The sequence below is a fragment of the Kitasatospora sp. NPDC101157 genome, assembly GCF_044768255.1.
GTDB lineage: Bacteria > Actinomycetota > Actinomycetes > Streptomycetales > Streptomycetaceae > Kitasatospora.
On record NZ_JBIWPL010000003.1, the window covers coordinates 425,892 to 450,497 of the forward strand.

A 24,606-nucleotide genomic window follows, 5' to 3' on the forward strand; every position below is an offset into this window, starting at 1 on the left:
ACTGTCACCATGTCGACAATGAAGAGAAGCAGGCGCGCCGTCCTGCTCGGCACCCTCGCCGCGCTGGCCCTGGGCGCCACCGCCTGCAGTTCCTCCGCGAGCAGCAGCAACCCGCTCGGCGGCGGGCCGAGCGCCACGGCCTCCGGGACCGGTTCCGCCGACAACGGAAGCGGCTCCGGCGGGACGGTGGTCGTCGGCTCGGCGAACTTCCCGGAGAACGTCCTGCTCGGCTCGATCTACTCCCAGGCGCTCAAGGCCAAGGGCGTCAAGGTCGAGGAGAAGTTCAACATCGGCAGCCGCGAGGTCCTCTACGGGCAGTTGCAGAGCGGCAACCTGACCGTCCTGCCCGAGTACAACGGCGCGCTGCTCGCCTACCTGGACGCCAAGAACACCGCCGTCACCACCCAGGACGTGAACGCGGCACTGGCCAAGGCGCTGCCCTCCTCGCTGGCGATCCTCGACTCCTCCCCTGCCGAGGACAAGGACTCGCTCAGCGTCACCCAGGAGACCGCCGACAAGTACAACCTCAAGAGCATCGCGGACCTCGCCGCCAAGGCCGGCGAGTTCACCATCGGCGGGCCGCCGGAGTTCAAGTCCCGCCGCGAGCAGCAGTTCAAGGACGTCTACGGGCTGACCTTCAAGGAGTGGAAGCCCACCGCCGACACCACCGCGAACGCGCTCAAGGACGGCGGCATCCAGGTCGGCAACGTGTTCACCACCGACCCGAAGATCGTCCAGTACAAGCTCGTCCCGCTGACCGACCCGAAGAACGTCTTCGGCGCGCAGAACATCACCCCGCTGGTCAACAAGGCGGGCGTGGACGCCACCGCGACGGCGGCGCTCAACGCGGTGTCGGCCAAGCTCGACACGGCCGGGCTGACGGGGCTGATGAAGCGCGTCTCGGTCGACAAGGAGGACCCGTCGACGGTGGCCAAGGACTGGCTCAAGGCCAATGGGCTCGCCTGACGGCCAACGGGCTACGGCCGCCGGGCCCGCCTGACGGCCTGACCGGCTGCGGCGGGCAACGAGCGGCGGGCAGCGGACGGCGGCGCGCGGAGGGGAGCCTTTCCGCGCGCCGTCGTTCGGCGTTCGCCGCGCCCGGGGCCGCGTGACGCCCGCCGCAGGGGACCTTCCCTTCCGCGCCGCGAACATGACAGTGTGACGCCATGCGCACTCGACTCCTCGCCGCCTCCCTCACGGCACTCGCCGCGGTGAGCCTCGCTGCCTGCTCCAGCTCCGGTTCGAGCTCCGCTTCGGGCTCCGCTCCGGGCTCGGACCGGGCCACCGCCGCAGCCGGCTCCCCCACCGTCGCCGCCACCACCGCCCCCGGCACCGGCACGGCCGGCTCGACCGGTTCGGCGCCCGCCGCAGCCGGCACGCCCGCGCCGTCCGACCCCTCGGCGCCCGGCGCGGACGGGTCGGCCCCGGCCAAGCCGGCCCCGCCCGCCGACGCCGGACTGCCCGCCAAGCCGGACTCCGACCTGACCGGCAAGGTGGTCGCCGCACTGAACGCGATCGACCCGGCGATCGTCGGCGGCAAGCCCGACCAGGCGGTGGAGCAGGCCCGCAAGCAGTGCCAGGCCATGTACCAGTTCCCCAAGGACACGGCGAAGCTGGTCGAGCTCGCCGACCAGCACTTCACCTCGCCCGACCACCCCCAGGGCTTCGGCCCGGGCACCTCGGCGAAGATCAACGACGCGCTGCGCGCCACCCTGTGCCCGCCGCAGCGCTGACGCCCTCCGCCGCACCCCCGAACCGCCCGGTGTCCTGAGCTCCGGGCAGCCGTGGCCGCGCCCCGCCCGCCGGGTGCGCGGCCATCGGCGTCCGTGGACGACGGTTCACCGAACTCCCGTACGAGAGGGGCGGGAGCCGGGCATGGTCGCGGGAAGGCCCCGTCCGCCACATCCTGGCGCTCCGCTTCGTGCTGACGCACGTCTCCTGCGAGCACCGCAGCGAACTCCCAGGTGACGAAGCCCGGTTGACCTGGCCCGTCGGCGAACTCGCGCCGCTGCGCCGCCACCAGGAGACCACCGCCCTGCGCATGGTCGAGGAGACGCTCGGCGACCTGCGTCGCCGCTCCGGCTGACGCCCTCGCCACAAGTCCGCGACGCCCACCCGCAGCGCGCCGACCCGCCTCCGCCACCACCCGCAGTGCCCCACCCACCGATCAGCCCCCTTCCGCCGACGGGGCCGTATGCTGACGAACTGTTAGGTCTCTTGACAGACCAGTGGTCTAGTCCAAACATAAGCATGTCGATCCGACCGGGATGCACTGTGGGGGTGTGACCACCGGCGGCTGAGGCACCGCCCTGCCCTGCTCCGCACCACCCCCGCTCCGTACGGCGCGCGCACGCTCGCACCCTCGCCCGCCTCCGCGCGAGTCGGTGGGTTCCGCACGCCCCCGTGTCCGCACCGAACGCTCCGGACCAGGGCCCGCGCGGCCGACCCCACACGGCCGCCGACGCCCCGGACCGCCCAGCACATCCCCAACGTCCAGACCCCACCACCTCCGTTGGAGAATCCATGCGTCTTCGCAGAACCGTCCAGGCCGCGTTGACGGCCTGTGCCACGCTGGCCGCCTCGGCCGGTCTGGTCTCCGCCGGGACGGGCTCCGCCCAGGCCGCCACCCCGCTCCCCAGCCGGGTCTTCGCGCCCTACTTCGAGTCCTGGACCGGCCAGAGCCCCGCCACCCTGGCCGCGCAGTCCGGCGCCAAGTACCTCACGATGGCCTTCCTGCAGGCCGCTACCAAGGGCTCCTGCACCCCCTACTGGAACGGCGACACCTCCAAGCCGGTCTCCTCCTCGACCTTCGGCGCCGACATCGCCACCATCCGCGCCAACGGCGGGGACGTGATCCCCTCCTTCGGTGGCTACACCGCCGACAACACCGGCACCGAACTGGCCGACAGCTGCACCGACGTCAACCAGATCGCGGCCGCCTACGAGAACCTGATCACCACCTACGACATCAGCCGGATCGACCTCGACATCGAGGACAACTCGCTGACCAACACGGCCGGCATCGACCGCCGCAACAAGGCGATCAAGACCGTGCAGGACTGGGCCGCCGCCAACGGGCGCACCGTCCAGTTCTCCTACACGCTGCCGACCACCACCAGCGGGCTGGCCGACAGCGGCCTCGCGGTGCTGCGCAACGCGGTCAGCAACAACGCGCGGATCGACGTCGTCAACATGATGACCTTCGACTACTACGACAACGCCACCCACGACATGGCGGCCGACACCCAGACCTCTGCGCAGGGCCTGTACAACCAGCTCGCCAGGCTCTACCCGTCCAAGACCCCGGCGCAGCTGTGGGGTTCGATCGGGATCACCGAGATGGTCGGCATCGACGACTTCGGCGCGGCCGAGACCTTCACGGTGGCCAACGCCACCACCGTGTACAACTGGGCGGTGTCGAAGGGCATCAACACGCTGTCGTTCTGGGCGCTCCAGCGCGACAACGGCAACTGCGCGGGCAAGGGCGGGGACGACTCCTGCTCGGGCATCAACCAGAACACCTGGGACTTCACCCACATCTTCGCCCCGTTCACGAGCGGCTCGACGGTGACCAACGACTTCTCGGTCGCGGTGAACCCGAACTCGGCGACGGTGAACGCCGGTTCATCCGCTTCGGCGGCCGTCGCCACGGCGGTCACGGGGGGTTCGGCGCAGAGCGTCAGCCTCTCGGTCAGCGGCGCCCCGGCCGGGGTCACCGCCACCGTCACCCCCGGCAGCGTCACCGCGGGCGGCAGCGCCACCCTCAATGTCACCACCACCTCCTCGGTGGCGCCCGGGAGTTACCCGCTGACGGTCACCGGGAGCGCGCCCTCCGGAAGCCACAGCAGCGTCTTCACCCTGAACGTCAAGGGCACCCAGCCCGGAAACGACTTCTCGGTCGCGGTGAACCCGAACTCCGGCACGGTGGCGGCCGGTTCGTCCGCCTCTGCGGCCATCGCGACGGCGGTCACGGGGGGTTCGGCGCAGAGCGTCAGCCTCTCGGTCAGCGGCGCCCCGGCCGGGGTCACCGCCACCGTCACCCCCGGCAGCGTCACCGCGGGCAACGGCGCGACCCTGAACATCGCCACCACCTCGGCCGCTGCGGCGGGCACCTACCCGCTGACGGTCACCGCCACCGCGCCCTCCGGCACCCACACCGCGACCTACTCGCTGACCGTCACCGGCACGGCCCCGTCGACCGGCCTGGTCAACGGCGGCCTGGAGACCGGCAGCCTGGCCCCGTGGACCTGCCAGAGCGGCGGCACCGTGGTCTCCACTCCGGTCCACTCCGGCTCGTACGCGCTGCAGGCCGCGGCCTCCGCGAGCCAGACCGGCGAGTGCACCCAGACCGTGACGCTGAAGTCCAACACCAGCTACACCCTGAGCGGTTGGGTACAGGGCAACTACGCCTACCTGGGCGTCAGCGGCGCTGCCACCGCGAGCACCTGGACCAACTCCTCGGGCTGGACCCAGCTGTCCGTCCCCTTCACCACCGGCGCCTCCGGCACCGTCACGGTGTATCTGCACGGCTGGTACGGGCAGGGCAGCGTGTACGGGGACGACTTCTCGATCGCCTGAGGGCGGGGACGGCCGAGGGCCGACAGCGCACAGGCGAACAGATCAGGGGCAAACAGATCACAGGTGACAGGTAACAGATAACGGATAACGGATAACGGATAACAGCTGACAGATTTCATCATCTGTCAGCTGTTATCCGTTCGTCGTCAGGCGTCCGCTCCCCTCACCCCGCCGCCTCCCGCAGCCGCCCCGGCCGGCACAACGTCAGGTACGCCGTCAGCGCCAGCGCCCCGCAGCCCAGCACCACCACTGCCAGCAGCACCGCCGACGGCCGTCCGCCGAGGCTGCTCAGCGGCGCCACCACCGCGCCGCACAGGAAATTGCCCGTCCCCAGCAGGGCCGAGGCCGTCCCGGCCCTCTGCGGCTCGACCAGGCTCAGCGCCTGCGCCGCCGTGTTCGGCAGCACCACCCCGAGGCTGCCCATCAGCACGAACAGGGGCGGGCAGAACCCGGCCAGCCCGAAGTCCCACACCGTGGTCAGCAGCACCAGCGCCACCCCGGCCGCGACCGCCGCCCCGAGCCCCGCCAGCATCAACGACCGCGCCGCGAAGCGCGGTGCCAGCACCCGCCCGTTCACCTGGGTCATCACCACGATGGACACCGAGTTCAGGCCGAACAGCAGGCTGTAGGTCTGCGGCGAGACCTGGTACACGTGCTGCAGCACCGTCGACGACCCGCTGATGTACCCGAACAGCGCACCGAAGGCTAGCGAGCTGGTCAACGCCAGCCCCAGGAAGGGCCGGTGGCGCAGCAGCCGCCCGATCGTGCGCAGTGCCGCGCCCACCCCGCCGCCGTTCCGGGCCCGCGGCGGCAACGTCTCCCGCAGCGCGCCGAACGCGGCCAGGGCGAGCAGCAGTCCCAGCCCCGTGAGCGCGCCGAAGGTGCCCCGCCAGGAGGTGAACCGCAGCAGCTGCGCCCCGATGATCGGGGCGAGGATCGGCGCCAGCCCGGATATCAGCGCGATCGAGGCGAGGAAGCGCAGCATCGCGACGCCCTGGAAGCGGTCCCTGGCGACGGCGCGCCCGATGACCAGTCCCGCCGACCCGGCGGCGCCCTGGACGAACCGGGCGGCGATCAGCACCGGGAGGTTCGGTGCGAGCACGCACACCACGCTGGACAGGGTGTAGACGACCAGCCCGGCGAGCAGCGGCGGGCGGCGCCCGAAACGGTCGCTGAGCGGCCCGAAGAGCAGTTGCCCGGCCGCGACCCCGAACATCGAGAAGGTCAGGGTGAGCTGGACGGCCGCCGGCTCGGCGGCCAGGTCGTCGGCGATCGCGGGCAGGCCGGGAAGGTAGAGGTCGGTGGTGAGGGGGCCGAGCGCGGCGAGGCCGCCGAGGACCGCGATCGTGGCCCGGCTGGCGGCGGGTGCCGGGCCGGCGGACGGGGTCGCGGCGCTGGTCGGGCCGGTGGCGCTGGTCGGGCCGGTGGCGCTGGTCGGGTCCGTGGCGCTGGTCGGGGCGGAAGCAGTCGAGGCGGAAGCGGTCGGCGTGTCATCGGCGGGGCCGACGGTCGGGCCGGGCATGGGTCTCCTCACGGACGCGGTGACGTGGTGTTCGTTCGCGATCCGTCCTATCGCAGCCCGGTGGGCGCGGACGACGGCAGGGGTGCACCGGGACGGATCCGTCCACCGGCCGATCCACAGCACGCGCACGGCGGCGGCCCGCCCGCACCTTCCGGTGCCCGGCGGGCCGTTCGTTCCCTGGTCAGGACGGCTGATCCGCGGTCAGCGCCCGAATCAGCACCCTCAGTGCTTGGTGACGTGCTCGGCCCGCAGGGCCGCCTGCAGCGTCGCGCCGTCCTGCCACGCGTAGAGCTGGTTGCCGGTGAGCGTCACATTGTAGTGCCCGCAGGTCCCGACGGCCTTGGACGCGATGCCCTCCGGGAACCAGCCCGCCTTGAGCGAGACCGGCAGCGGGTGCGGGCCCCGGGCCGCCACTCCGGTGCTGCAGCCGGCGGGCAGCCGCCCCTCGGGGAGCGTGGCCCGCAGCAGCCGGTCGTCGCCCGTGGTGGACATCAGGTACTTCACCGAGGAGGCGTTGTCGGGCAGCCAGGCCGGTACCGAACGGCGCTCGGCCTTGGCCTGCGAGCCGGTGTCGTACGAGGCCTGCTCCTGATGGCGCCCGTCGTACCACTCGGACACCCGCGGGCCGATTGCCACGGCTGCCACGGCGACGGCCATGCCGGTGCCCGCGACTCCCAGCGCGACCTTGCTCACGATGCCCTTCATTGCCTGACTGCCCTCTCCGTGTCCGTTTGCCGATGAGACCGTTGCCGGTCCGTCCGTTGCGTCCGTCGTCGTGCGTCCGTCGTCGTTGCGTCCGTCGTCGTTGCGTCCGCGGCCCTCCGCGGCCCGTCCGTGCGGGCGGTCCGCCGGTCGGGTGTAACCATGGTGGCCCGGGCCGCCCTGCCGGAGCGTCACCACGAGGTCGCGATCTTGCATCCGACCCACGGGGTACGGTCTCCACCTTCCGGCGTATGTCCACGGGCCCGATCCCCGAGGTACGTGCCGCTCCGGCGCCGAGGCCGACACGCCCGTCCCGCGTCCGCTCCGAGCCCCGATCGAGCCTGACTCAACCGGCGCTCCGCCGCAGCCCGGCGTGCTGCACCCGGGGCATCGGCGGGCAGCGGGGGTACGGAAGGGGCGGCGCGGAACCGGGCGTACGGGGCGGGTGACGAGCAGCCGTCAGACGGCGGCGGGCACCGGACGGGCGACCGGGAAGGGGCGGCCGTCGAGGGTCCAGTGCGGGTCGATCGGGCGCAGCAGCGAGGCGTATACCTGGGCGGCGACGTCGGGGTGGCGGATCTCGCCGGTCGGCGGGCCGGCCGGGATGCCGTGCCCGGCGCAGGCGACCCACGCGGTCCGCTCCTCGACGGTGCGTCCGCCGTGGCCGCCGGCATCGACGTGCCCGTGGTCGGTGACCACGATGACGGTCCACTGCTCCTCGGCGTGGGTCGCCCGGCCGCGGACGGCGTCGAGCAGGCGGCCGAGGCGCTCGTCGGCGGTGCGCATGGCGGCGCGGTACTCCTCTCCGCAGCCGAGGAAGTGGGCGGTCTCGTCCACGGCGCCGAGGTAGACGAAGGAGGCCTCGGGGTCGGCACTGCCGAGGACGTGGACGGCCTCGCGGGTGACCTCCTCGTCGACGGTCTCCCAGGCCTCGGGGGTGTCCTCGGCCGGCGCGATGTAGGAGAGCCGGCCGGGGGCGCGGAAGAGCGGGCCGCCGGACTCGTTGATCATCAGCGGGTCCCAGCCGGCCGCGACGAATGTGCGGCGGCGGTCGCCGCGGTTGAGGCGGGTGGCGAAGTCGGGGAAGACGTCCAGCCGGTTGCCGCCCAGGTGGTTGCCCCAGACGCCGTGCTTGGCGGGCTCGACGCCGGTCACGATGGTGGCCCAGCAGGGGCCGGACATGGTGGGCGTGGTGTCCGCGACGGTGACCGGCACCAGGAACCCGGCCTCGGCGACCTCCTGGAGGCGCGGCATCGGCACCTGCGCCAGGTAGTCGTGGCGGACTCCGTCGATCCCGACGACGAGCACGCGGGGGCGGGGCCACTGGGCTGCGGACATGGTGGGGCTTCCTTTCGGTCGTGCACACCCGGCCGCGCCCGCCGAGGGCGCCGCCGACCGCACCATGCTTCACGGCCCGCCGTACCGTTCGGCGTCCGGCCGTCGAACGGCGGGTGTCCGCGAGGTGTCGGGGGGCCGACCGGTCGCGGGAGCCCGCCCGTCGTCAGCCGATCGTACGGGCCGTCCGGACGAAGCGGCGGTCGGGCCCGGCGAGTTGGGCGGCCGGCCCGGCCGCGCGCAGCACGACGTCCAGGACCCGGTCCGGGTCGGCGGCGTAGCAGTGCGCGAACCAGGGCAGGTTGGCCTCGACCACGGCCCAGTGCTCGGCCGGGTCGTACGGGTCGGCGATCGGGCCGACGTCCAGGGCGACGGCGCTGGGCAGGGTGTCCCCGACGGCGTCCAGCAGACGGCGGGCGAAGGCGGTGGCGGCGGCGGTCAGCGGCGCCGGGTCGAGCCGGCCGAAGCGGGCGTAGCGGCTGCCGGTGAGGACCTCGCCGTCGAGCAGGAACAGCCGGTACTCGGCGGCGAAGGTCACCGGCTCGCTGACCAGGACCGGGGTGTCCGGGCCGATCCGCTCACCGGTGCGGGGCAGCCGGGAGCCGTCCGGGTAGACCGCGGGCGGGAGCGACTTGTCGGCCGGCGGCTTGACGAAGGCCGGGTGGCGCAGCGTCCAGGCCTCGGCGAGGGTGGTGAGTTCGATCCGGCGGCGGGTGAACTCCTGCGGCAGGCGGGCGAGCCAGTCGTCCTCGGGTTCGAGCAGGGCGAGGCCGAACGGCGCGGCGATCCGGGCCGCGGCGAGCGGGCCGCCGTACCAGTGGACCGGCCGCCCGGCGAGCGTCTCGACCGTGGCCGGGCCGGTCAGCACGGCGGTGGCCAGGCCGCGGCGGGCGGCAGCTCCGGTGAGCAGGGCGGTGGTGCTGGTCGACTGGGCGGAGGTGAGCAGGACGGGCGGGCGCACGGCGCTCACCGCTCCGGCCGGAACTCGTGGACGACCTCGATGCGCCCCACGATGTGCCGGTTGAACTCCTCCAACTCCTCGGCTGGTACCCAGAGTTCGAGGATCGTCCGGCCACCTGCCCGCTGCACGGGGTAGCGGGCGAGGAAGTCCGTCTCCACCTCGAAGCGGGTGACGTAGCCGACGCCGGAGGCGGGCACGTTCCAGTCGCGGGCGATCCGGATCGCGTAGTCCTCGTTGAGGACGGGGTAGAAGATCGGCTGCTCGGGAAGCCGGGGCGGCCAGGCACGCCGGTCGGCGGCCTCGACCAGGGCCAGCTCCTGCGGGCCGGTGGGGCGCCAGAGGGTGGTGGTCGGGGGCGGCGGCTGGACGGACTGGCTGGTCATGGCAGGGACGGTAGCCGGGCCGCGACGGGCCCGGCCACCGGATTTCGCCGGCCCTCCCACTCCGGTTCCACCATGGCGACGGAGCCGGACGGGCCGTCAGCGGTAGGCGGGTTCGCCGGTGATGGCCTCGCCGAGGACGAGGGTGTGGATCTCGCTGGTGCCCTCGTAGGTGAGCACGGACTCCAGGTTGTTGGCGTGCCGCAGCACCGGGTACTCGGTGGTGATGCCGTTGGCCCCGAGGACGGTACGGGCGCTGCGGGCGATCTCCAGCGCGGCGCGGACGTTGTTGAGCTTGCCGAAGCTGATGTGCGGCGCGCGGGCCTCGCCCCGCTCCTTCAGCCGGCCGATCCGCAGCGCCACCAGGTAGGCCTTCTCGACCTCCAGCATCATCTCGACCAGCTTCTGCTGGGTGAGCTGGAAGCCGGCGATCGGGCGGTCGAACTGGATCCGGGTCCTGGCGTAGTCGAGGGCGGCGGTGTAGCAGTCGCGGGCGGCGCCGACGGTGCCCCAGAGGATGCCGTAGCGCGCCTCGTTGAGCGAGGAGAGCGGGCCGCGCAGGCCGGTGACGCCGGGCAGTACGGCGTCGGCGGGCAGCACCACGTCGTCGAAGGCCAGCTCGCTGGTGACGGAGGCACGCAGGGAGAGCTTGCCGTGCACGTCGGTCGCGGTCAGGCCGCGGGTGCCGCGTTCGACCAGGAAGCCGCGCACGCCCTCCTCCGTCTGCGCCCAGACCACGGCGACGTCGGAGATGCTGCCGTTGGTGATCCACATCTTGGTGCCGGACAGCACCCAGTCGCCGTCCTTGCCGCCCTTGCGGACCGCCCGGGTGCGCATGTTCGCCGGGTCCGAGCCGAAGTCCGGTTCGGTCAGGCCGAAGCAGCCGATCAGCTCGCCGGCCGCCATTCCGGGCAGCCAGCGCTGCTTCTGCTCCTCCGAGCCGAAGGCGTGGATCGAGCGCATCGCGAGCGAGCCCTGGACGGAGACGAAGCTGCGCAGCCCGGAGTCGGCCGCCTCCAGTTCCATGCAGGCCGCCCCGTACGCCACGGCGCCGGCGCCCGCGCAGCCGTAACCGTCGAGGTGCATGCCGAGCACGCCGAGGGCGCCCAGTTCGGGGGCGAGTTCGCGGGCCGGGAAGACGCCGCGCTCGAACCAGTCGCCGATGTGCGGGCGGATCCGCTCCTCGGTGAACCGGCGGACGGTGTCGCGGATCAGCCGCTCCTCGTCGGAGAGGAGGTCGCCGACCGCCAGCAGGTCGGACGGGTCGATCCGGGTCGGCTTCGACATTGAAGCTCCTTGTAGTCTCGGCGGGACACCGGCGAGTATTCCGCAACCCTCCCGGGCTCGGACCGACGGGAACGAGTGAGGAAGGCGACATGTTGCGCCCGCGGGGACCGCCGGAACGGGACACGGAAGGGGAGGCGGGGCATGGCGCGTTGGGCCTTGGTCGTCGAGGAGACGGTGGGCGTCGGCAGGGACCGGACCTGGGGCAGCAAGGTGCTGGGCGAGGTCGAGGGCACCCGCGAGGAGGCCGTCGCGGAACTGCGGAAGATCGTCCCGACCTTCACGCCGGAGCACCCGATGAGCAGCCGGCGGCAGACGCTCCTCCGGGACGGGGACACCTACCTGCTGATCTCGCAGGGGAGCATGCGGGATTACCACTGCGTGTTCAAGGTGTGGGAGATGCTGTGGGACAGCAAGCGGCCCGAGGTGCAGGCGGAGCGGCTGGGCGAGGACGGGTGACGGTAGCGGGTGGCGGTAGGGGGCGACGGTAGCGGGTGGCGGCCGGCGGTTCTCGGCGGAGGAACGAGGGGTGACGGCGGGCGGCTGCCCGCCGTCGTTCAGACCACCCCGCACAGCCGCAGGACCGCCGTGGTCGCCGCACCGGCGACCACCACCGCCGGAAACGGCGCCCGGCGCCACGCGAGCAGCCCCGCGACCAGCACGCCCGCCGGTCGGGCCCACCCGACGAAGCCGTGCCCCTGGGTCAGCGCGCCGGTGGCCACCAGCGCGACCAGCAGCACCGCCGCCGCGACGGCCAGCAGGTGCCGGAGCCGGTCCGAGAGTGCCAGCCGGTGGCCGAGCAGCGGTCCGGCCACCCGGTAGGCGTACGTCCCGGCGGCCAGCAGCAGTACGGCGTACAGGGGCATCATCGGACTTCCTCCTTCACGGACGGGACGGCGGCCTCCGGTTCACCCGGCCGCGTCGCGGCCGCCTTTCCCGCCTCCTCGGTCTGCGGCGACGCCCCCGGCCGTCCGGCGAACAGCAGCCCGACCAGGGCGAAGAGCACCGGCAGCCCGGCCGGGACGAACGGGGTGACCGCGACGGCCACCGCCGCACCCGTCAGCGCCGCTGTACGCGTCCCGCGGTCCCTGAGCGAGGGCAGCACCAGCGCCAGCAGCACCGCCGGGAAGGCCGCGTCCAGGCCGAGCGCGTCGGTGTCCCCGATCAGCCCGCCGGCGAGGCCTCCGAGCAGCACGGCGAGGTTCCAGACCACGAAGAGGGCGACCCCGCAGATCCAGAAGGCCGCTCGGCGCCGACGCGGTTCGTGCTGCTGCAGCGCGAAGGCCGCGCTCTCGTCGGTGAGCAGCTGCGCCCCCAACAGCCGCTTCCACCAAGGTCCTTGGAGCACGTCGGCGACGGCGAACCCGAACGGCAGCAGCCGGGCGTTGAGCACCAGCCCGGTGACGACGGCCGCGAGCGCGCTCCCGCCCGACAGCACCACGCCGACGGCCGCGAACTGCGAGCCGCCCGCGAACACGAGGAGGGAGAGGGCCATCGGCACCCACAGCGGCAGGCCGCCGGACACGCTGATCGCGCCGAAGGAGGCGCCGACGAGCGCGTCGGCGACACAGACCAGGGTGATGTCGCGGAGGGTGGCGTGCTCCAGTGTTCGAAGTAGCGAACGCATGTCCACCAGAGTGAACCCGAGAGATGGGTTCGTCAAGGCGAACGGGACGACCGATAGACCGAACGAGCTTCGCCCCGCCATTGCGGGAGCCGGACCATGGCAGCATGAACGGCACCTGCAGTGGGGAAGCCGGCCGAAGGAGCCTGGGAAGAGTGAGTGGCGAGCATGAGTGACCGGACCGCCAGGCCCGAGGGCGCCAACGGCAACGGCGTGGAACTGATCGGCCAGATCGCCGCGTCCATCCGGCGCGAACGGGAACGGAGCGGGGTGTCGATGGCCGAGCTGGCCCGACGCGCCGGGATCGCCAAGTCGACGCTCTCGCAGCTGGAGTCGGGCGCCGGGAACCCCAGCGTGGAGACGCTCTGGGCACTCGGGGTGGCACTGAACGTGCCGTTCAGCCGGCTGGTCGACCCGCCGCGCCCGACCGTCAAGGTGCTGCGGGCCGGGGAGGGTCCGGTGACCCACTCCGAGCAGGCCAACTACGCGGCCACCGTGCTCTCGTCCTGCCCGCCGAACGCCCGGCGCGACATCTACCGGATCGAGGCCCAGCCCGGCGAGACCAGGGCCTCCGACCCGCACATGCCCGGCACCGTCGAGCATGTGATGATCGGCTCGGGCCGGGCCCTGGTGGGCCCGAGCGAGGCGCCGGTCGAGCTGGGCCCGGGCGACTACATCAGCTACCCGGGCGACGCCCCCCACGTGTTCCGCGCGTTGGCGGCGGACACCCTGGCGGTGATCGTGATGGAGCACATCTGACGCCCGCTGCTCGGCGCTCGGCACCCAACGCCCGCTGCTCGGCACCGAGCAGCGAACAGATGACAGGCAACCGATGGCAGGTAACAGATAACAGATGACAGCGAACAGATTTCATCATTTGTTCGCTGTCATCTGTTCGCTGTCACCTGTTCGCCGTGCGCCGTCGCCCCTCCGGAGCGCCTACTTCAGCAGCCCGTCGAGGAAGGGGTTGCCGAACACCCGGTGCGGGTCGTGGCGGTCCAGGACGGCGACCGCCTCGTCCCAGCCGGGTCCGCCTCCGGCGCGCAGGCTGTCGGGGATGACCCGCCCGATCAGGTCCTGGTCGGACCAGGCCGCGTCGGCGGTGTAGGCCCAGCCCTTGGACCACTCGACCCGCATGCCCGCCCGGGTGCCGTCGAAGGTGCGCAGCAGCCACTGCTCCAGATCCCGGGCGAAGCGCTCCAGCCCGGGCGTACCGGGGAAGGCCAGGACGTCGAGCCAGACCGCGGTGTCCCACTCCGGCCGGTCGGCCCGCGGTCGCAGCGCGGACAGCAGCGGCGGCCGGGCGCCCGGGACGCCGGAATAGGACGGGTCGTCCAGGCCGGTGACCCGGATCTCCACCGCGCCGTTCACCGGGAACTCGCCCCGGGCCTGGTACTCGGCGAGCAACTGCCGGTAATAGGCGGCGAATTCGCTGACCACCCACTGCAGGTCGGCGCGCTTGGTCAGGATGGCGTAGCCGTTGGCGGTGACCCGCAGCGTGGTGGGCCGCACGTACTGCAGCACGGTGCGTGAGGGACCCCAGAGGTCGGAGCGCAGGCCGCCGGCGAGCAGGTGGGTGATCAGGTCACCGGAGAGCAGGTCGTGCAGCACTCCGCCGGAGAGCAGCACGTCGGTGAGGTCGCCGGTGAGCGCCACCTTGGCGACGAGGTACTGGAGTTGGCCGAACAGCGGGGCCGATCCCCAGGCGCCGGAGACGATTTGGCCGGCCAGTCGGGCGACGGGTTCCGGAACGCTGTCCGAGAAGGGGTAGTTGTAGGGCTGGTCGACGGCCCGGGAGGCGAGCGGCTTGGTCGGGCTGACGGTCCAGGTCTTGAGCCACGGGTAGTCGGTGTAGGCGAACCAGATCGCCTCGACCCGGCCGTCGCGCTCGACGAACTCGGTGAGGGTGCGCGGGCCGTCGCCGCCGCCCAGCAGGCCACCGAGCAGTCCGCCGCCGCCCGTGGCGGTCCCGGGGCGGGCGAAGAGGTCTTTCGCCGGGATGTCCAGTCGGCTGACGCAGCGAAGCGGCCGGTCGGCACCGGCACGCAGCACGACCTCGGTGACGAAGGCCCGGCCCAGGTGCACCAGGAAGGCGGCGCTGTCGGCCTCGGCGCGGTCGAAGGTGCGCAGCGCGTAGCGGCCGGTGGCCGGGTCGAGGACGACAGCGGTGAGCCGTACCACCTGGTTGCTGACCGAGCCGTAGCCGTGCCCGTCCGGCCGTGGTTCGCCGCGTGCCGGGGTGGCGGTGCCGTGGCCGCCGATGGCGAGCACGCCGCCGACGGTGAGGTCGCCGGGCGCCGGGCAGGCCGCCAGGCCGAGGCCCCGGTCCGCCAGGTGGGCGAGCAGCGCCTCCATGGCGGCACCGGTCTGCGCCCGGACGGTGGTGGGCGAGTCGGCGCTGATGGCGGTGAGGTAGCGGCTGGTGTCCACGATCAGGACGCGGGCGCTGTCCGCGGTCCCGTTGGCGACGGTGAGCGGTGCCCAGGTGTGCCGGTAGCCGGAGGCGCGCAGCCGCCAGCCGTTGGCGTGCGCCCAGTCGGCGAGGGCCGGCACCTCTTCCGGAGTGCGCGGCGCGCAGGTCCACAGCTGGTCGGTCCGGATCTCTCCGGACCAGTTCTCGAAGACCCGTTGGTAGAGCTCGGTGCCGGCGGGCAGGCCGGGCGGCACCGGGGTGGCGGCCTGCGCGCTGTCCGGGCCGATGGTGCCGCGCAGCAGCCAGGCCGCGCCGCCGAACGCCGCAGAAGCGCCCAGCAGTTGGCGCCTGGTCAGCCCGCGTCCGGCGTCACGCCCGCTCCCCCGGCGGCCCGGCGCGCCGTTCACGTCGTTCGCGCCGTTCGCGCCGTTCACGCCGTTCGTGGGATTCGCGCCGGCCGCGCCGTTCGTACGGTGGTGGTCGTGTGCTGTGGTCATCCGGTCCGCCCCCCTGCGTCGGTTCCCCGGGCCGGGCCGCGGCGCTCCGGGGCGGTCGGTGTCCACCCGACCCGGTCAGGAGCGTACGAAGTGCCGTACGACCGTTTGAAGCGATCCGGCCAGGATCTCACTCGTTCGAGTGATCACGGCCCGAACGGCTGAAGAACGTCCACTCCGTCCGTGCCCCCGCAGTGGCAGGGCCGGGCGGGGGCGGCATCGTCGCTGGTCGCGCCGTCCCGGTGGGGGCCGGTGAGCGGTCGGCCGGCGCGGCGGCACCCGGGTCCGGACGCTTGCCCGGCTCTTCGGCGGCCGCATAGGTTGATCTTGACCACGGACCCCCAACGACCGGAGGCCCCGCCATGCCGTCGTCCGCACCGCTGACCGTCGCCGTCGCCCAGCCCCTCTGCGCCGAGCGCGGCCGCCCCGACACCCTGGCCGTGAACGTCGAACGGCACGCCGAGGCCGTCCGGGCCGCGGGGACCCGCCTGGTGGTGTTCCCCGAACTGTCGCTGACCGGCTACGACCTGGCCGCCCCCGCCGTGGACCCGGCCGACCCGCGGCTCGCCCCGCTGGTCGAGGCCTGCGCCGCCACCGGCACCCTGGCGCTGGCCGGCGCGCCGGCCGCGGAGGCCGACGGCCGCGAGTCCATCGCCACCCTGGCGGTCACCGGCGAGGGCGCCACCGTCGTCTACCGGAAGATGCGTCTGCACGGCGAGGGCGAGCCCGACCGCTTCACCGCCGGCGAGAAGCCCGTCGTACTGGAGCTGGACGGCGTGCGGCTCGGCCTCGCGGTCTGCGCCGACGTCGCCGACCCGACGCACGCCGAGGAGACCGTCCCGCTGGGCATCGACGCCTACGTCGCCTCCACGCTGTACGGCCCGGGCGCCGCGCAGGCCGAGCGCCGGGACGGCCACTGCCGGGACCGGGCCACCACGCACGGCGTCTGGGTCGTACTGTCCACCTCCGCCGGGCCCACCGGCGTGTTCCCGGACAGCTCGGGCGGCTCCGGGGTCTGGGCGCCCGACGGGTCGACGGTCGTCCAGGCGGGCACCGAACCGGGCGAGCTGGTCCGCGCCGAGTTGAACAGCGCCCGGCCGAACGCGCCTCGTTGAACCGCGCCTCGTTGAACCGCGCGGCCGGGTACGGCGCGGCCGGGTACGGCGCCGGATCCGGCCGCGCCGAGCACCCCCGGCCGTAACCGTGCTGCACCCCGTAGCCCTCCCCGTTCGGGGATCAGCGGCCCCGGGCGGAAATACCCGGGGCCCGTGCGCGGCTGTCGTGATCGGAAGACCGGTGACCGGGCCGACCGGGCCCGTACAGGAGGTGCAGCGCACGATGGGTGACGAGCGGGAGAAGCCGCAGGAGTACCGGATCGAGCACGACTCGATGGGCGAGGTACGGGTGCCGGCCGCCGCGAAATGGCAGGCGCAGACGCAGCGGGCGGTGGAGAACTTCCCGGTGTCCGGCCAGCGGCTGGAGCGCACGCACATCGCCGCGCTCGCGCGGATCAAGGCGGCCGCGGCGCGGGTGAACGCCCGCCTCGGGGTCCTGGACGAGGAGACGGCCGGGGCGATCGCGGCGGCGGCCGAGGAGGTCGCGGAGGGCCGTTGGGACGATCAGTTCCCGGTGGACGTCTTCCAGACCGGCTCGGGCACCTCGTCCAACATGAACGCCAACGAGGTGATCGCGACCCTGGCCGGCGAGCGGCTGGGGCGGCCGGTCCACCCGAACGACCAGGTGAACGCGAGCCAGTCGTCCAACGACGTGTTCCCGTCCTCGATCCACATCGCCGCCACCGCCGCCGCCACCCATGACCTGATCCCGGCGCTGGAGCACCTGGCGGAGGCGCTGGAGCGCAAGTCCGTCGAGTTCGCGCAGGTGGTCAAGTCGGGCCGCACCCACCTGATGGACGCCACGCCCGTCACGCTCGGCCAGGAGTTCGGCGGCTACGCGGCCCAGGTGCGGCACGGGCGGGAGCGGCTGCTGGCCACGCTCCCCCGGGTCGCCGAACTGCCGCTCGGCGGTACGGCGGTGGGCACCGGCATCAACACTCCGCCGGGCTTCCCGGCGGCCGTCATCGAGGAGGTGGCCCGCGCCACCGGCCTGCCGCTGACCGAGGCCCGCGACCACTTCGAGGCGCAGGGCGCGCGGGACGCGCTGGTCGAGCTGAGCGGCCAACTGCGCACGGTGGCGGTGGGGTTCACGAAGATCGCGAACGACCTGCGGTGGATGGGTTCCGGCCCGCGCACCGGGCTGGGCGAGATCAACCTGCCGGACCTGCAGCCCGGTTCGTCCATCATGCCGGGCAAGGTGAACCCGGTGCTGCCCGAGGTGGTGCTGATGGTCGCCGCCCAGGTGGTGGGCAACGACTCGACCGTGACCCTGGCCGGCGCGAGCGGCAACTTCGAGCTGAACGTGATGCTCCCGGTGATCGCCCGCAACGTGCTGGAGTCGGTGCGGCTGCTCGCCAACAGCGCCCGGCTGCTGGCGGACCGGACGGTGGACGGCATCACCGCGAACGTGGAGCGGGCCCGCGAGTACGCGGAGTCCTCGCCGTCGGTGGTGACGCCGCTGAACCGGTACATCGGGTACGAGGAGGCGGCGAAGGTCGCCAAGCAGGCGCTGGCCGAGCGGAAGACGATCCGTCAGGTGGTGCTGGAGCGCGGCTACGTGGAGCGGGGCGAGCTCACCGAGGAGCAGCTGGACCGGGCGCTGGACGTGCTGCGGATGACCCACCCGTAACCCGGTACCCGTCGGGACTTCCCTGGACACGTGCCGGGGCGCGGCGGCCGCACGTGCCCGCCGCGCCCCGGACGCGGGCTGCGGGGAAGATCAGCCCTTGGCGCGGCCTGCGCCGCCGACTCGTTCAGCCCGGCCGGCCCGGCCGAGCCGCATCGCTGCTCCGTTCGACGTGATCGTCGCCATCGAGAGCGCCGCGAGGCCGAGCAGGAACATCACCGCACCGACGATGACGCAGGTGACGATGTTCTTGCCGTGCGCGACGGAACCCGACACGAGCCAGGGAGAGATGATCGTCCAGACACCGAGCGCGGCGGCGGCCCAAGCCCGCGCGTGGGTGCGCTCGTAGGCCGACCCGTAGCCGGCCATCAGTACCGTGTAGGCCAGCCCGACGATCAGGCAGGTCACGGTCAGGGTGCTGAACGCGGTGAAGCCGACGATCCAAGGCGATGCCGCCAGGAAGAGACCGGCCAGTATGGCCAGGGCTTCGATGCCCTGGGCGCGGGGGGTCGAGGTGACCCGCTCGTAGTGTTCCCGGAGTTCGACGATGTCCGGGTGGTGCTCCATGCCCGTGGGCAAGTGGGTTGCCACCGATACCACCTCCTGTGGTTCCGGACCATGGAATGGGGCGTACCCCGTACCTATTGTGCCCTTCTCAAAGGTTTTACACCCGATTGTCCGCATTAGCCGATAACCATCCGATCACGCCGGTGACCTGCGTCTCAACACTCCCGAGGGACGTTGCCTATGCAACTCGTTGCATAGCAGGATGCGGGCATGGCACTGGAGCACGCGATCCTCGTCTCGCTGCTGGAGCAGCCCGGTTCCGGGTACGAACTGGCCCGGCGCTTCGACCGTTCCATCGGCCGCTTCTGGACCGCCACCCACCAGCAGATCTACCGGGTGCTGCGGCGGATGGAGGCGGACGGCTGGGTCGCCGCCGAGGAGGTCACGCAGGACGGCCGCCCGGACAAGAAGGTGTACTCGGCGGCCGGACCCGGACGGGCCGCGCTGGCCGACTGGCTGCGTGAACCGGTCGAGCCGGAGACCGTCCGGCACGAGCTCGCGGTCAAGATCCGGGCCGCCGCCTTCGACGACCCGGCCGCGCTGACCGCGCTGATCTCCGAGGTCGAACGGCACCGCGAGAGCCATGCCGCCCTGCTCGCCCGCTACCTGCACGGTGAGCAACGGGACTTCCCCGACCTCGACGCGCTGGACGTCCAGCAGGAGCTGCAGCACGTGGTGCTGCGCGGCGGCATCGAGTTCGAGCGGATGAACCTCGCTTGGCTGGACGACGTGCTCACCACCCTGCGCCGACTCGCGGACGGACGGGGGCGGGGAGCCGCAGACGGCGAACAGAAACCGACTGACAGAGTCTGAAATCTGTTATCTGAAATCTGTTCGCTGAAGTCTGTTCGCTGAAATCTGTCTTCTGTTCGCTGAACTCCGTCCTCGGCCCCGCCCGCTTCGCCGTGCCCTCACGCCTCGAAACGCTCGAACTCGAACCCGCACTCCTCCTCGAACTCCTCGAACTCCTCGAAACCCTCGACCCCAGGGAGCCCTGATGCTCTTCAACCCGCGCACCTACGACCCCGCGCAGTTCGACGAGCCGACCCGCCGTCTGCTGCGCGCGACCGTCGACTGGTTCGAGTCCCGCGGCAAGAAGGCGCTCATCGACACCTACATCGACCGTGCCTGGTACGCCGACTTCCTCGAATTCGCCGCACAGGAGGGCCTGTTCGCCGAGTTCCTGACCCCGTCCGCGGCGGACCCGGACAAGCGCTGGGACACCGCGCGGATCGCCGAGCTGAACGAGATCCTCGGCTTCTACGGCCTCGGCTACTGGTACACCTGGCAGGTCACCATCCTGGGCCTCGGCCCGGTCTGGCAGAGCGAGAACGAGGCCGTCCGGGCCCGCGCCGCCAAGCTCCTCGCCGAGGGCCACGTGATGGCCTTCGGCCTGTCCGAGCGCACCCACGGCGCCGACATCTACTCCACCGACATGATCCTCACCCCGGACGGCGAGGGCGGTTTCACCGCGACCGGCTCCAAGTACTACATCGGCAACGGCAACGTGGCCGGTCTGGTCTCGGTCTTCGGCCGCCGCTCGGACGTCGAGGGCCCCGAGGGCTACGTCTTCTTCGCCGCCGACAGCCGCCACGAGGCGTACCACCTGGTCAAGAACGTGGTGAACGCCCAGATGTACGTCAGCGAGTTCCGCCTGGAGGACTACCCGGTCCGGGCCGAGGACGTGCTGCACACCGGCCAGGCCGCCTTCGACGCCGCGCTGAACACCGTCAACGTCGGCAAGTTCAACCTCTGCACCGCCTCGGTCGGCATCTGCGAGCACGCGATGTACGAGGCCGTCACGCACGCCCACAACCGGGTGCTGTACGGCCGCAAGGTCACCGACTTCCCGCACGTGCGGCGGGAGTTGACCGACGCCTACGCCCGCCTGGTCGCGATGAAGCTGTTCAGCGCGCGGGCCGTCGACTACTTCCGCACCGCCTCCCCCGAGGACCGCCGCTACCTGCTCTTCAACCCGATGACCAAGATGAAGGTCACCACCGAGGGCGAGAAGGTCATCGACCTGATGTGGGACGTCATCGCGGCCAAGGGCTTCGAGGCGGACACCTACTTCGACAAGGCCGCCAAGGACATCCGCGGCCTGCCGAAGCTGGAGGGCACCGTCCACGTCAACCTGGCGCTGATCCTCAAGTTCATGGCCAACTACCTGTTCGCGCCCGCCGACTACGCTCCGGTGCCGACCCGGCTGGACGCCACCGACGACGTCTTCCTGTTCCAGCAGGGCCCGGCCCGCGGTCTCGGCGCGATCCGCTTCCACGACTGGCGCACCGCCTACGACAAGCACGCCCACCTGGCCAACGTCGCCCGCTTCCGCGAACAGGCCGACGGCTTCTGCGAGTTGCTGCTCAAGCACGCGCCGAGCAAGGAGCAGCAGGCGGACCTGGATTTCCTGCTGGAGATCGGCCAGCTGTTCGCGCTGATCGTCTACGGCCAGCTGGTGCTGGAGCAGGCCGAGCTGACCGGCCTGGACGCGGACGTCCTGGACCAGATCTTCGACGCGCTGGTCCGCGACTTCTCCGCGCACGCGACCGAACTGCACGGCAAGGCGTCCACCACCGAGGAACAGGCCGCCTGGGCGCTGGCGAACGTGCGCCGCCCGGTGGTCGACGCCGAGCGCGCCGCGAAGGTGTGGGCCCGGGTCGAGGCGCTCTCGGGCGCGTACGAGATGCAGCCGTAGGTCCGGCCGGCAAGACCCCGGGGGTGCCGGTCGGCGGACCGGCACCCCCGGACCACTTCAGCACCGGCGGGGGCTGCTCGTAGGCGGAGAGCCGGCGCACGGCCTCCAGTCCGGGGCCGTCGGGCAGGGACAGGTCCTGATCACCACACTGGGGCGGTGCCGGGCGACCACCTCCGGCACGTCGGCGACCCGTTCGGCCTCGGCCACCACGCAGACGCCCTCGGCGCTCTCCAGCGCCGCCTTGAGCCCCTCGCGGAAGAGGGGGTGATCGTCGACGATCAGTACCCGCACGGGCGCCGCAACGCCCCCGTACCGACCCGCCGCGACCGGCGTACGGTGGAACTGGGAGGCCGTGTCATGCACGTCACCGGAACCCATTTCACCGACCGCACCGAGGCGGGCCGCCGGCTGGCCGCCCGCCTCGCCCACCTCGCCGGCCCCGACACCGTGGTGGTCGCCCTGCCCCGCGGCGGGGTGCCGGTGGCCGCCGAGGTGGCGACGGCCCTCGACGCGCCGCTGGACATCTGCGTGATCCGCAAGCTCGGTGTGCCGTACCAGCCCGAGCTGGCCATGGGCGCGATCGGCGAGGACGGCGTCCGGGTGCTGAACGAGCAGGTCCTGCGGCTGGCCGGGGTCGGCGACGAGCAGCTGGCGCAGGTGGAGCGGCGCGAGCGCACCGAGCTGGCGCGCCGGGCCCGCCGCTACCGGGGTGACCGTCCGGCCTCCGACCTGCGCGGGCGCACGGTGATCGTGGTGGACGACGGCATCGCCACCGGCTCCACGGCCAGGGCGGCCTGCCGGATCGTCCGGGCGCGCGGCGCGGCCCGGGTGGTGCTCGCCGTGCCGGTGGCGCCCCGGGACTGGACGGACCGGCTGACCGAGGTCGCCGACGAGCTGGTCTGCGTCGACACGCCGTCCCCGTTCTTCGCGATCGGCGAGTTCTACGCCGACTTCTCGCAGACCGGCGACGAAGAGGTGCTGCGACTGCTGGCCGAGGCCCGGAGCCGGGAGGGGCACGGGGGCGGAGGGCCCGAGGGCGGAGGGCCCGGGGACCCGCCGGAGGACGTCGACCGCGAGCTGCTGCTGTCCGTCGCCGGGGTCCGCCTGGCGGGCCGGCTGACCGTGCCGGCCGGGGCTCGCGGGGTCGTGGTGTTCGCGCACGGCAGCGGCAGCGGCCGGCACAGCCCGCGCAACCGGCACGTCGCCCGGTACCTGAACCGGGTCGGGCTGGGCACCCTGCTGTTCGACCTGCTCACCGAGGCGGAGGAGCCGGACCGGCGCAAGGTGTTCGACGTCGGCCTGCTCGGCTCCCGGCTGACCGCCGTCGCGCGGGAGCTGGAGCGCACCGACGGGGCGCGCGGTCTGCCGCTCGGCCTCTTCGGTGCCAGCACCGGCGCGGCCGCCGCGCTGTACACCGCCGCCGAGCTGGGCCCGGCGGTGCGCGCCGTGGTCTCCCGGGGCGGGCGCCCGGACCTCGCCGGGCCCGACGTCCTGGGCCGGGTGGACGCCCCGACGCTGCTCGTGGTCGGTGCCCTGGACACCACCGTGCTCGACCTCAACCGGCAGGCGCGGGCCCGGCTGCGGGGCCGGAGCGAGCTGGCGGTGGTGCCGCACGCGAGCCACCTCTTCGAGGAGCCGGGCACCCTCGACCAGGCCGCTGAGCTGGCCGGGGACTGGTTCCTGCGCCACCTCCCGCCCACCGACGGCCCCCGTGCCGACGACCGCTAGTCACCGGTTGCGCAGATTTCGTGCGAGCACCGCCCTGGGGCAGCACATATTGTTCAGCCCGGGCCGGGAATTCCTGATCAGCTTGTACACATTGAGCAGTGAAAAATCGACCTGTTGCCCAACCCTCACGACAGGAGCAAGCTCTCCGCAACCGCACCGCCCACCCGTTCGCCGTGCGGCAGCGATCCACGCGATCCGACCGGAAGCCCCAAAGCCCCCGGAAACCCCCGGAAGCCTCAACGCCGAGGCCCTGAGTGGAGGAACGAGCGATGACCACGCAGTCCCACGCCCTTGAGCTGACCCCCGAGGAGCGCGAGGCCGGCCTCGACGCCGACCAGCTGCGCCGCCTCGTCGGACTCGTCGAGCACGACCAGGCCTCCGACCCCTTCCCGGTCACCGCTCAGGACGCGGTCGTGTTCGTGGTCGGCAACGCCACCCAGACGGCCCAGTTCTACCAGGTCGTGTTCGGCATGGAGCTGGTCGCGTACTCCGGCCCGGAGACCGGCCGCCGCGACCGCAAGTCCTACGTGCTGCGCTCCGGCTCCTGCCGCTTCGTGATCAAGGGCGGCGTCCAGCCGGACAGCCCGCTGCTGGACCACCACCGCCGTCACGGCGACGGCGTGGTCGACCTGGCCCTGGAGGTCCCGGACGTCGACAAGTGCATCGAGCACGCCCGTGCCAGCGGCGCCACCGTCCTGGAGGAGCCGAACGACGTCACGGACGAGAACGGCACCGTGCGCCGCGCGGCCATCGCCACCTACGGCGAGACCCGCCACACCCTGATCGACCGCTCCCGCTACAGCGGCCCGTACCTGCCGGGCTACGTCGTCGCCAAGAGCACCGTCACCCACCCGGAGGGCTCGCCCAAGCGCCTGTTCCAGGCCCTGGACCACGCCGTGGGCAACGTCGAGCTGGGCCGGATGGACGAGTGGGTCCAGTTCTACAACCGGGTCATGGGCTTCGTGAACATGGCCGAGTTCGTCGGCGACGACATCGCCACCGAGTACTCCGCCCTGATGTCCAAGGTCGTCGCCAGCGGCAACCACCGGGTGAAGTTCCCGCTCAACGAGCCGGCCATCGCCAAGAAGAAGTCCCAGATCGACGAGTACCTGGAGTTCTACACCGGCCCCGGCTGCCAGCACATGGCGCTCGCCACCAACGACATCCTCACCACCGTGGACGTGCTGCGCTCCCGCGGCGTGGAGTTCCTCAACACCCCGGACGCCTACTACGACGACCCGGAACTGCGCGAGCGCATCGGCAAGGTGCGGGTGCCGATCGAGGAGCTGAAGAAGCGCGGCATCCTGGTCGATCGCGACGAGGACGGCTACCTGCTGCAGATCTTCACCAAGCCGATCGGCGACCGTCCGACCGTCTTCTACGAGTTCATCGAGCGGCACGGTTCGCTGGGCTTCGGCAAGGGCAACTTCAAGGCGCTGTTCGAGTCCATCGAGCGCGAGCAGGACCGTCGCGGCAACCTGTAACGTCGGGAACCCCTGACAGGCGGTCGGGCACCCTGACGGACGGTCGGGACACCTGACGGGCGGTCGGCCAGCGGACGGTCGGCTCACGGTCGGC

Annotated in this window: 22 protein-coding genes; 12 read left to right on the plus strand and 10 right to left on the minus strand. The window is 72.4% G+C overall.

Features of this window, described 5'->3' with window-relative positions:
- Nucleotides 1-18 precede the first annotated feature (18 nt).
- The 4 genes from ACIRVF_RS08715 (at nt 19) to ACIRVF_RS08730 (ending at nt 4,578) form a co-directional block, all read left to right on the plus strand.
- On the plus strand, nt 19-966 hold the full coding sequence (locus tag ACIRVF_RS08715; protein WP_402815553.1) for an ABC transporter substrate-binding protein: 948 nt from the start codon (nt 19-21) through the stop codon (nt 964-966).
- A gap of 200 nt (nt 967-1,166) precedes the next feature.
- The gene (locus tag ACIRVF_RS08720) at nt 1,167-1,733 is read left to right on the plus strand and encodes a hypothetical protein (protein WP_402815554.1); all 567 of its coding nucleotides are present in this window, start codon (nt 1,167-1,169) and stop codon (nt 1,731-1,733) included.
- Between the two features lie 188 nt (nt 1,734-1,921).
- Nucleotides 1,922-2,086, plus strand: a complete 165-nt coding sequence (locus ACIRVF_RS08725) for a hypothetical protein (protein ID WP_402815555.1) — start codon at nt 1,922-1,924, stop codon at nt 2,084-2,086.
- Between the two features lie 437 nt (nt 2,087-2,523).
- Nucleotides 2,524-4,578, plus strand: a complete 2,055-nt coding sequence (locus ACIRVF_RS08730) for a glycosyl hydrolase family 18 protein (protein ID WP_402815556.1) — start codon at nt 2,524-2,526, stop codon at nt 4,576-4,578.
- A 163-nt stretch (nt 4,579-4,741) separates the two neighbouring features.
- Here ACIRVF_RS08730 and ACIRVF_RS08735 read toward each other — a convergent pair whose 3' ends face one another.
- The 6 genes from ACIRVF_RS08735 to ACIRVF_RS08760 all read right to left on the minus strand — a co-directional run bounded on the left by ACIRVF_RS08735 (nt 4,742) and on the right by ACIRVF_RS08760 (nt 10,765).
- Nucleotides 4,742-6,100, minus strand: coding sequence for a Bcr/CflA family efflux MFS transporter (locus ACIRVF_RS08735; protein ID WP_402815557.1), 1,359 nt, complete (start codon nt 6,098-6,100; stop codon nt 4,742-4,744).
- Between the two features lie 222 nt (nt 6,101-6,322).
- Nucleotides 6,323-6,793, minus strand: coding sequence for a hypothetical protein (locus tag ACIRVF_RS08740; RefSeq protein WP_402815558.1), 471 nt, complete (start codon nt 6,791-6,793; stop codon nt 6,323-6,325).
- A gap of 468 nt (nt 6,794-7,261) precedes the next feature.
- A complete protein-coding gene (locus ACIRVF_RS08745; protein WP_402815559.1) occupies nt 7,262-8,140 on the minus strand; it encodes an alkaline phosphatase family protein in 879 nt (292 codons plus the stop codon).
- A 163-nt stretch (nt 8,141-8,303) separates the two neighbouring features.
- The gene (locus ACIRVF_RS08750) at nt 8,304-9,107 is read right to left on the minus strand and encodes an ATP-grasp domain-containing protein (protein ID WP_402815560.1); all 804 of its coding nucleotides are present in this window, start codon (nt 9,105-9,107) and stop codon (nt 8,304-8,306) included.
- The gene (locus tag ACIRVF_RS08755) at nt 9,104-9,481 is read right to left on the minus strand and encodes a hypothetical protein (RefSeq protein ID WP_402815561.1); all 378 of its coding nucleotides are present in this window, start codon (nt 9,479-9,481) and stop codon (nt 9,104-9,106) included. The genes ACIRVF_RS08750 and ACIRVF_RS08755 overlap by 4 nt, the downstream gene beginning before the upstream one ends.
- A 96-nt stretch (nt 9,482-9,577) precedes the next feature.
- On the minus strand, nt 9,578-10,765 hold the full coding sequence (locus ACIRVF_RS08760; protein ID WP_402815562.1) for an acyl-CoA dehydrogenase family protein: 1,188 nt from the start codon (nt 10,763-10,765) through the stop codon (nt 9,578-9,580).
- A gap of 141 nt (nt 10,766-10,906) precedes the next feature.
- On the opposite strand from ACIRVF_RS08760, the gene ACIRVF_RS08765 reads away from it, so the two are divergent.
- Nucleotides 10,907-11,221: a hypothetical protein gene (locus ACIRVF_RS08765; protein ID WP_380413341.1), complete on the plus strand. Its 315-nt coding sequence runs from the start codon at nt 10,907-10,909 to the stop codon at nt 11,219-11,221.
- Nucleotides 11,222-11,319: 98 nt separating this feature from the next.
- On the opposite strand, the gene ACIRVF_RS08770 is transcribed toward ACIRVF_RS08765, so the two are convergent.
- Nucleotides 11,320-11,628 (minus strand): AzlD domain-containing protein, encoded by a 309-nt coding sequence (locus ACIRVF_RS08770; protein WP_402815761.1) that lies wholly within the window; start codon nt 11,626-11,628, stop codon nt 11,320-11,322.
- Entirely contained in the window at nt 11,628-12,389 is a 762-nt protein-coding gene (locus ACIRVF_RS08775; protein ID WP_402815563.1) for an AzlC family ABC transporter permease, read from the minus strand. The genes ACIRVF_RS08770 and ACIRVF_RS08775 overlap by 1 nt, the downstream gene beginning before the upstream one ends.
- 165 nt (nt 12,390-12,554) lie before the next feature.
- Between ACIRVF_RS08775 and ACIRVF_RS08780 the strand changes: the two genes are divergently transcribed.
- On the plus strand, nt 12,555-13,145 hold the full coding sequence (locus ACIRVF_RS08780) for a helix-turn-helix domain-containing protein (RefSeq protein ID WP_402815564.1): 591 nt from the start codon (nt 12,555-12,557) through the stop codon (nt 13,143-13,145).
- Between the two features lie 180 nt (nt 13,146-13,325).
- Here ACIRVF_RS08780 and ACIRVF_RS08785 read toward each other — a convergent pair whose 3' ends face one another.
- Nucleotides 13,326-15,296 (minus strand): cholesterol oxidase substrate-binding domain-containing protein, encoded by a 1,971-nt coding sequence (locus ACIRVF_RS08785; RefSeq protein ID WP_402815565.1) that lies wholly within the window; start codon nt 15,294-15,296, stop codon nt 13,326-13,328.
- Nucleotides 15,297-15,655: 359 nt separating this feature from the next.
- Between ACIRVF_RS08785 and ACIRVF_RS08790 the strand changes: the two genes are divergently transcribed.
- Together ACIRVF_RS08790 and ACIRVF_RS08795 are read left to right on the plus strand one after the other, a co-directional pair.
- Complete coding sequence (locus ACIRVF_RS08790; protein ID WP_402815566.1) at nt 15,656-16,408, plus strand: carbon-nitrogen hydrolase family protein; 753 nt, start codon at nt 15,656-15,658, stop codon at nt 16,406-16,408.
- 223 nt (nt 16,409-16,631) lie between these two features.
- Nucleotides 16,632-18,038 carry a class II fumarate hydratase gene (locus tag ACIRVF_RS08795; RefSeq protein ID WP_402815567.1) on the plus strand — a complete coding sequence of 469 codons (1,407 nt, stop codon included), beginning with the start codon at nt 16,632-16,634 and terminating at the stop codon, nt 18,036-18,038.
- Nucleotides 18,039-18,128: 90 nt separating this feature from the next.
- Here the strand turns inward: ACIRVF_RS08795 and ACIRVF_RS08800 are convergent, their stop codons facing one another.
- The gene (locus ACIRVF_RS08800) at nt 18,129-18,626 is read right to left on the minus strand and encodes an SPW repeat protein (protein ID WP_402815568.1); all 498 of its coding nucleotides are present in this window, start codon (nt 18,624-18,626) and stop codon (nt 18,129-18,131) included.
- Between the two features lie 186 nt (nt 18,627-18,812).
- Here ACIRVF_RS08800 and ACIRVF_RS08805 point away from each other — a divergent pair, with 186 nt between their 5' ends.
- From ACIRVF_RS08805 to hppD, 4 genes are all read left to right on the plus strand, one after another.
- Nucleotides 18,813-19,415 carry a PadR family transcriptional regulator gene (locus tag ACIRVF_RS08805; RefSeq protein ID WP_402815569.1) on the plus strand — a complete coding sequence of 201 codons (603 nt, stop codon included), beginning with the start codon at nt 18,813-18,815 and terminating at the stop codon, nt 19,413-19,415.
- Between the two features lie 184 nt (nt 19,416-19,599).
- Nucleotides 19,600-21,300, plus strand: a complete 1,701-nt coding sequence (locus ACIRVF_RS08810; RefSeq protein ID WP_402815570.1) for an acyl-CoA dehydrogenase family protein — start codon at nt 19,600-19,602, stop codon at nt 21,298-21,300.
- Between the two features lie 357 nt (nt 21,301-21,657).
- Nucleotides 21,658-23,028 carry a phosphoribosyltransferase family protein gene (locus ACIRVF_RS08815; protein WP_402815762.1) on the plus strand — a complete coding sequence of 457 codons (1,371 nt, stop codon included), beginning with the start codon at nt 21,658-21,660 and terminating at the stop codon, nt 23,026-23,028.
- Between the two features lie 269 nt (nt 23,029-23,297).
- The gene (gene hppD / locus ACIRVF_RS08820; RefSeq protein WP_402815571.1) at nt 23,298-24,512 is read left to right on the plus strand and encodes a 4-hydroxyphenylpyruvate dioxygenase; all 1,215 of its coding nucleotides are present in this window, start codon (nt 23,298-23,300) and stop codon (nt 24,510-24,512) included.
- Nucleotides 24,513-24,606: the final 94 nt, after the last annotated feature.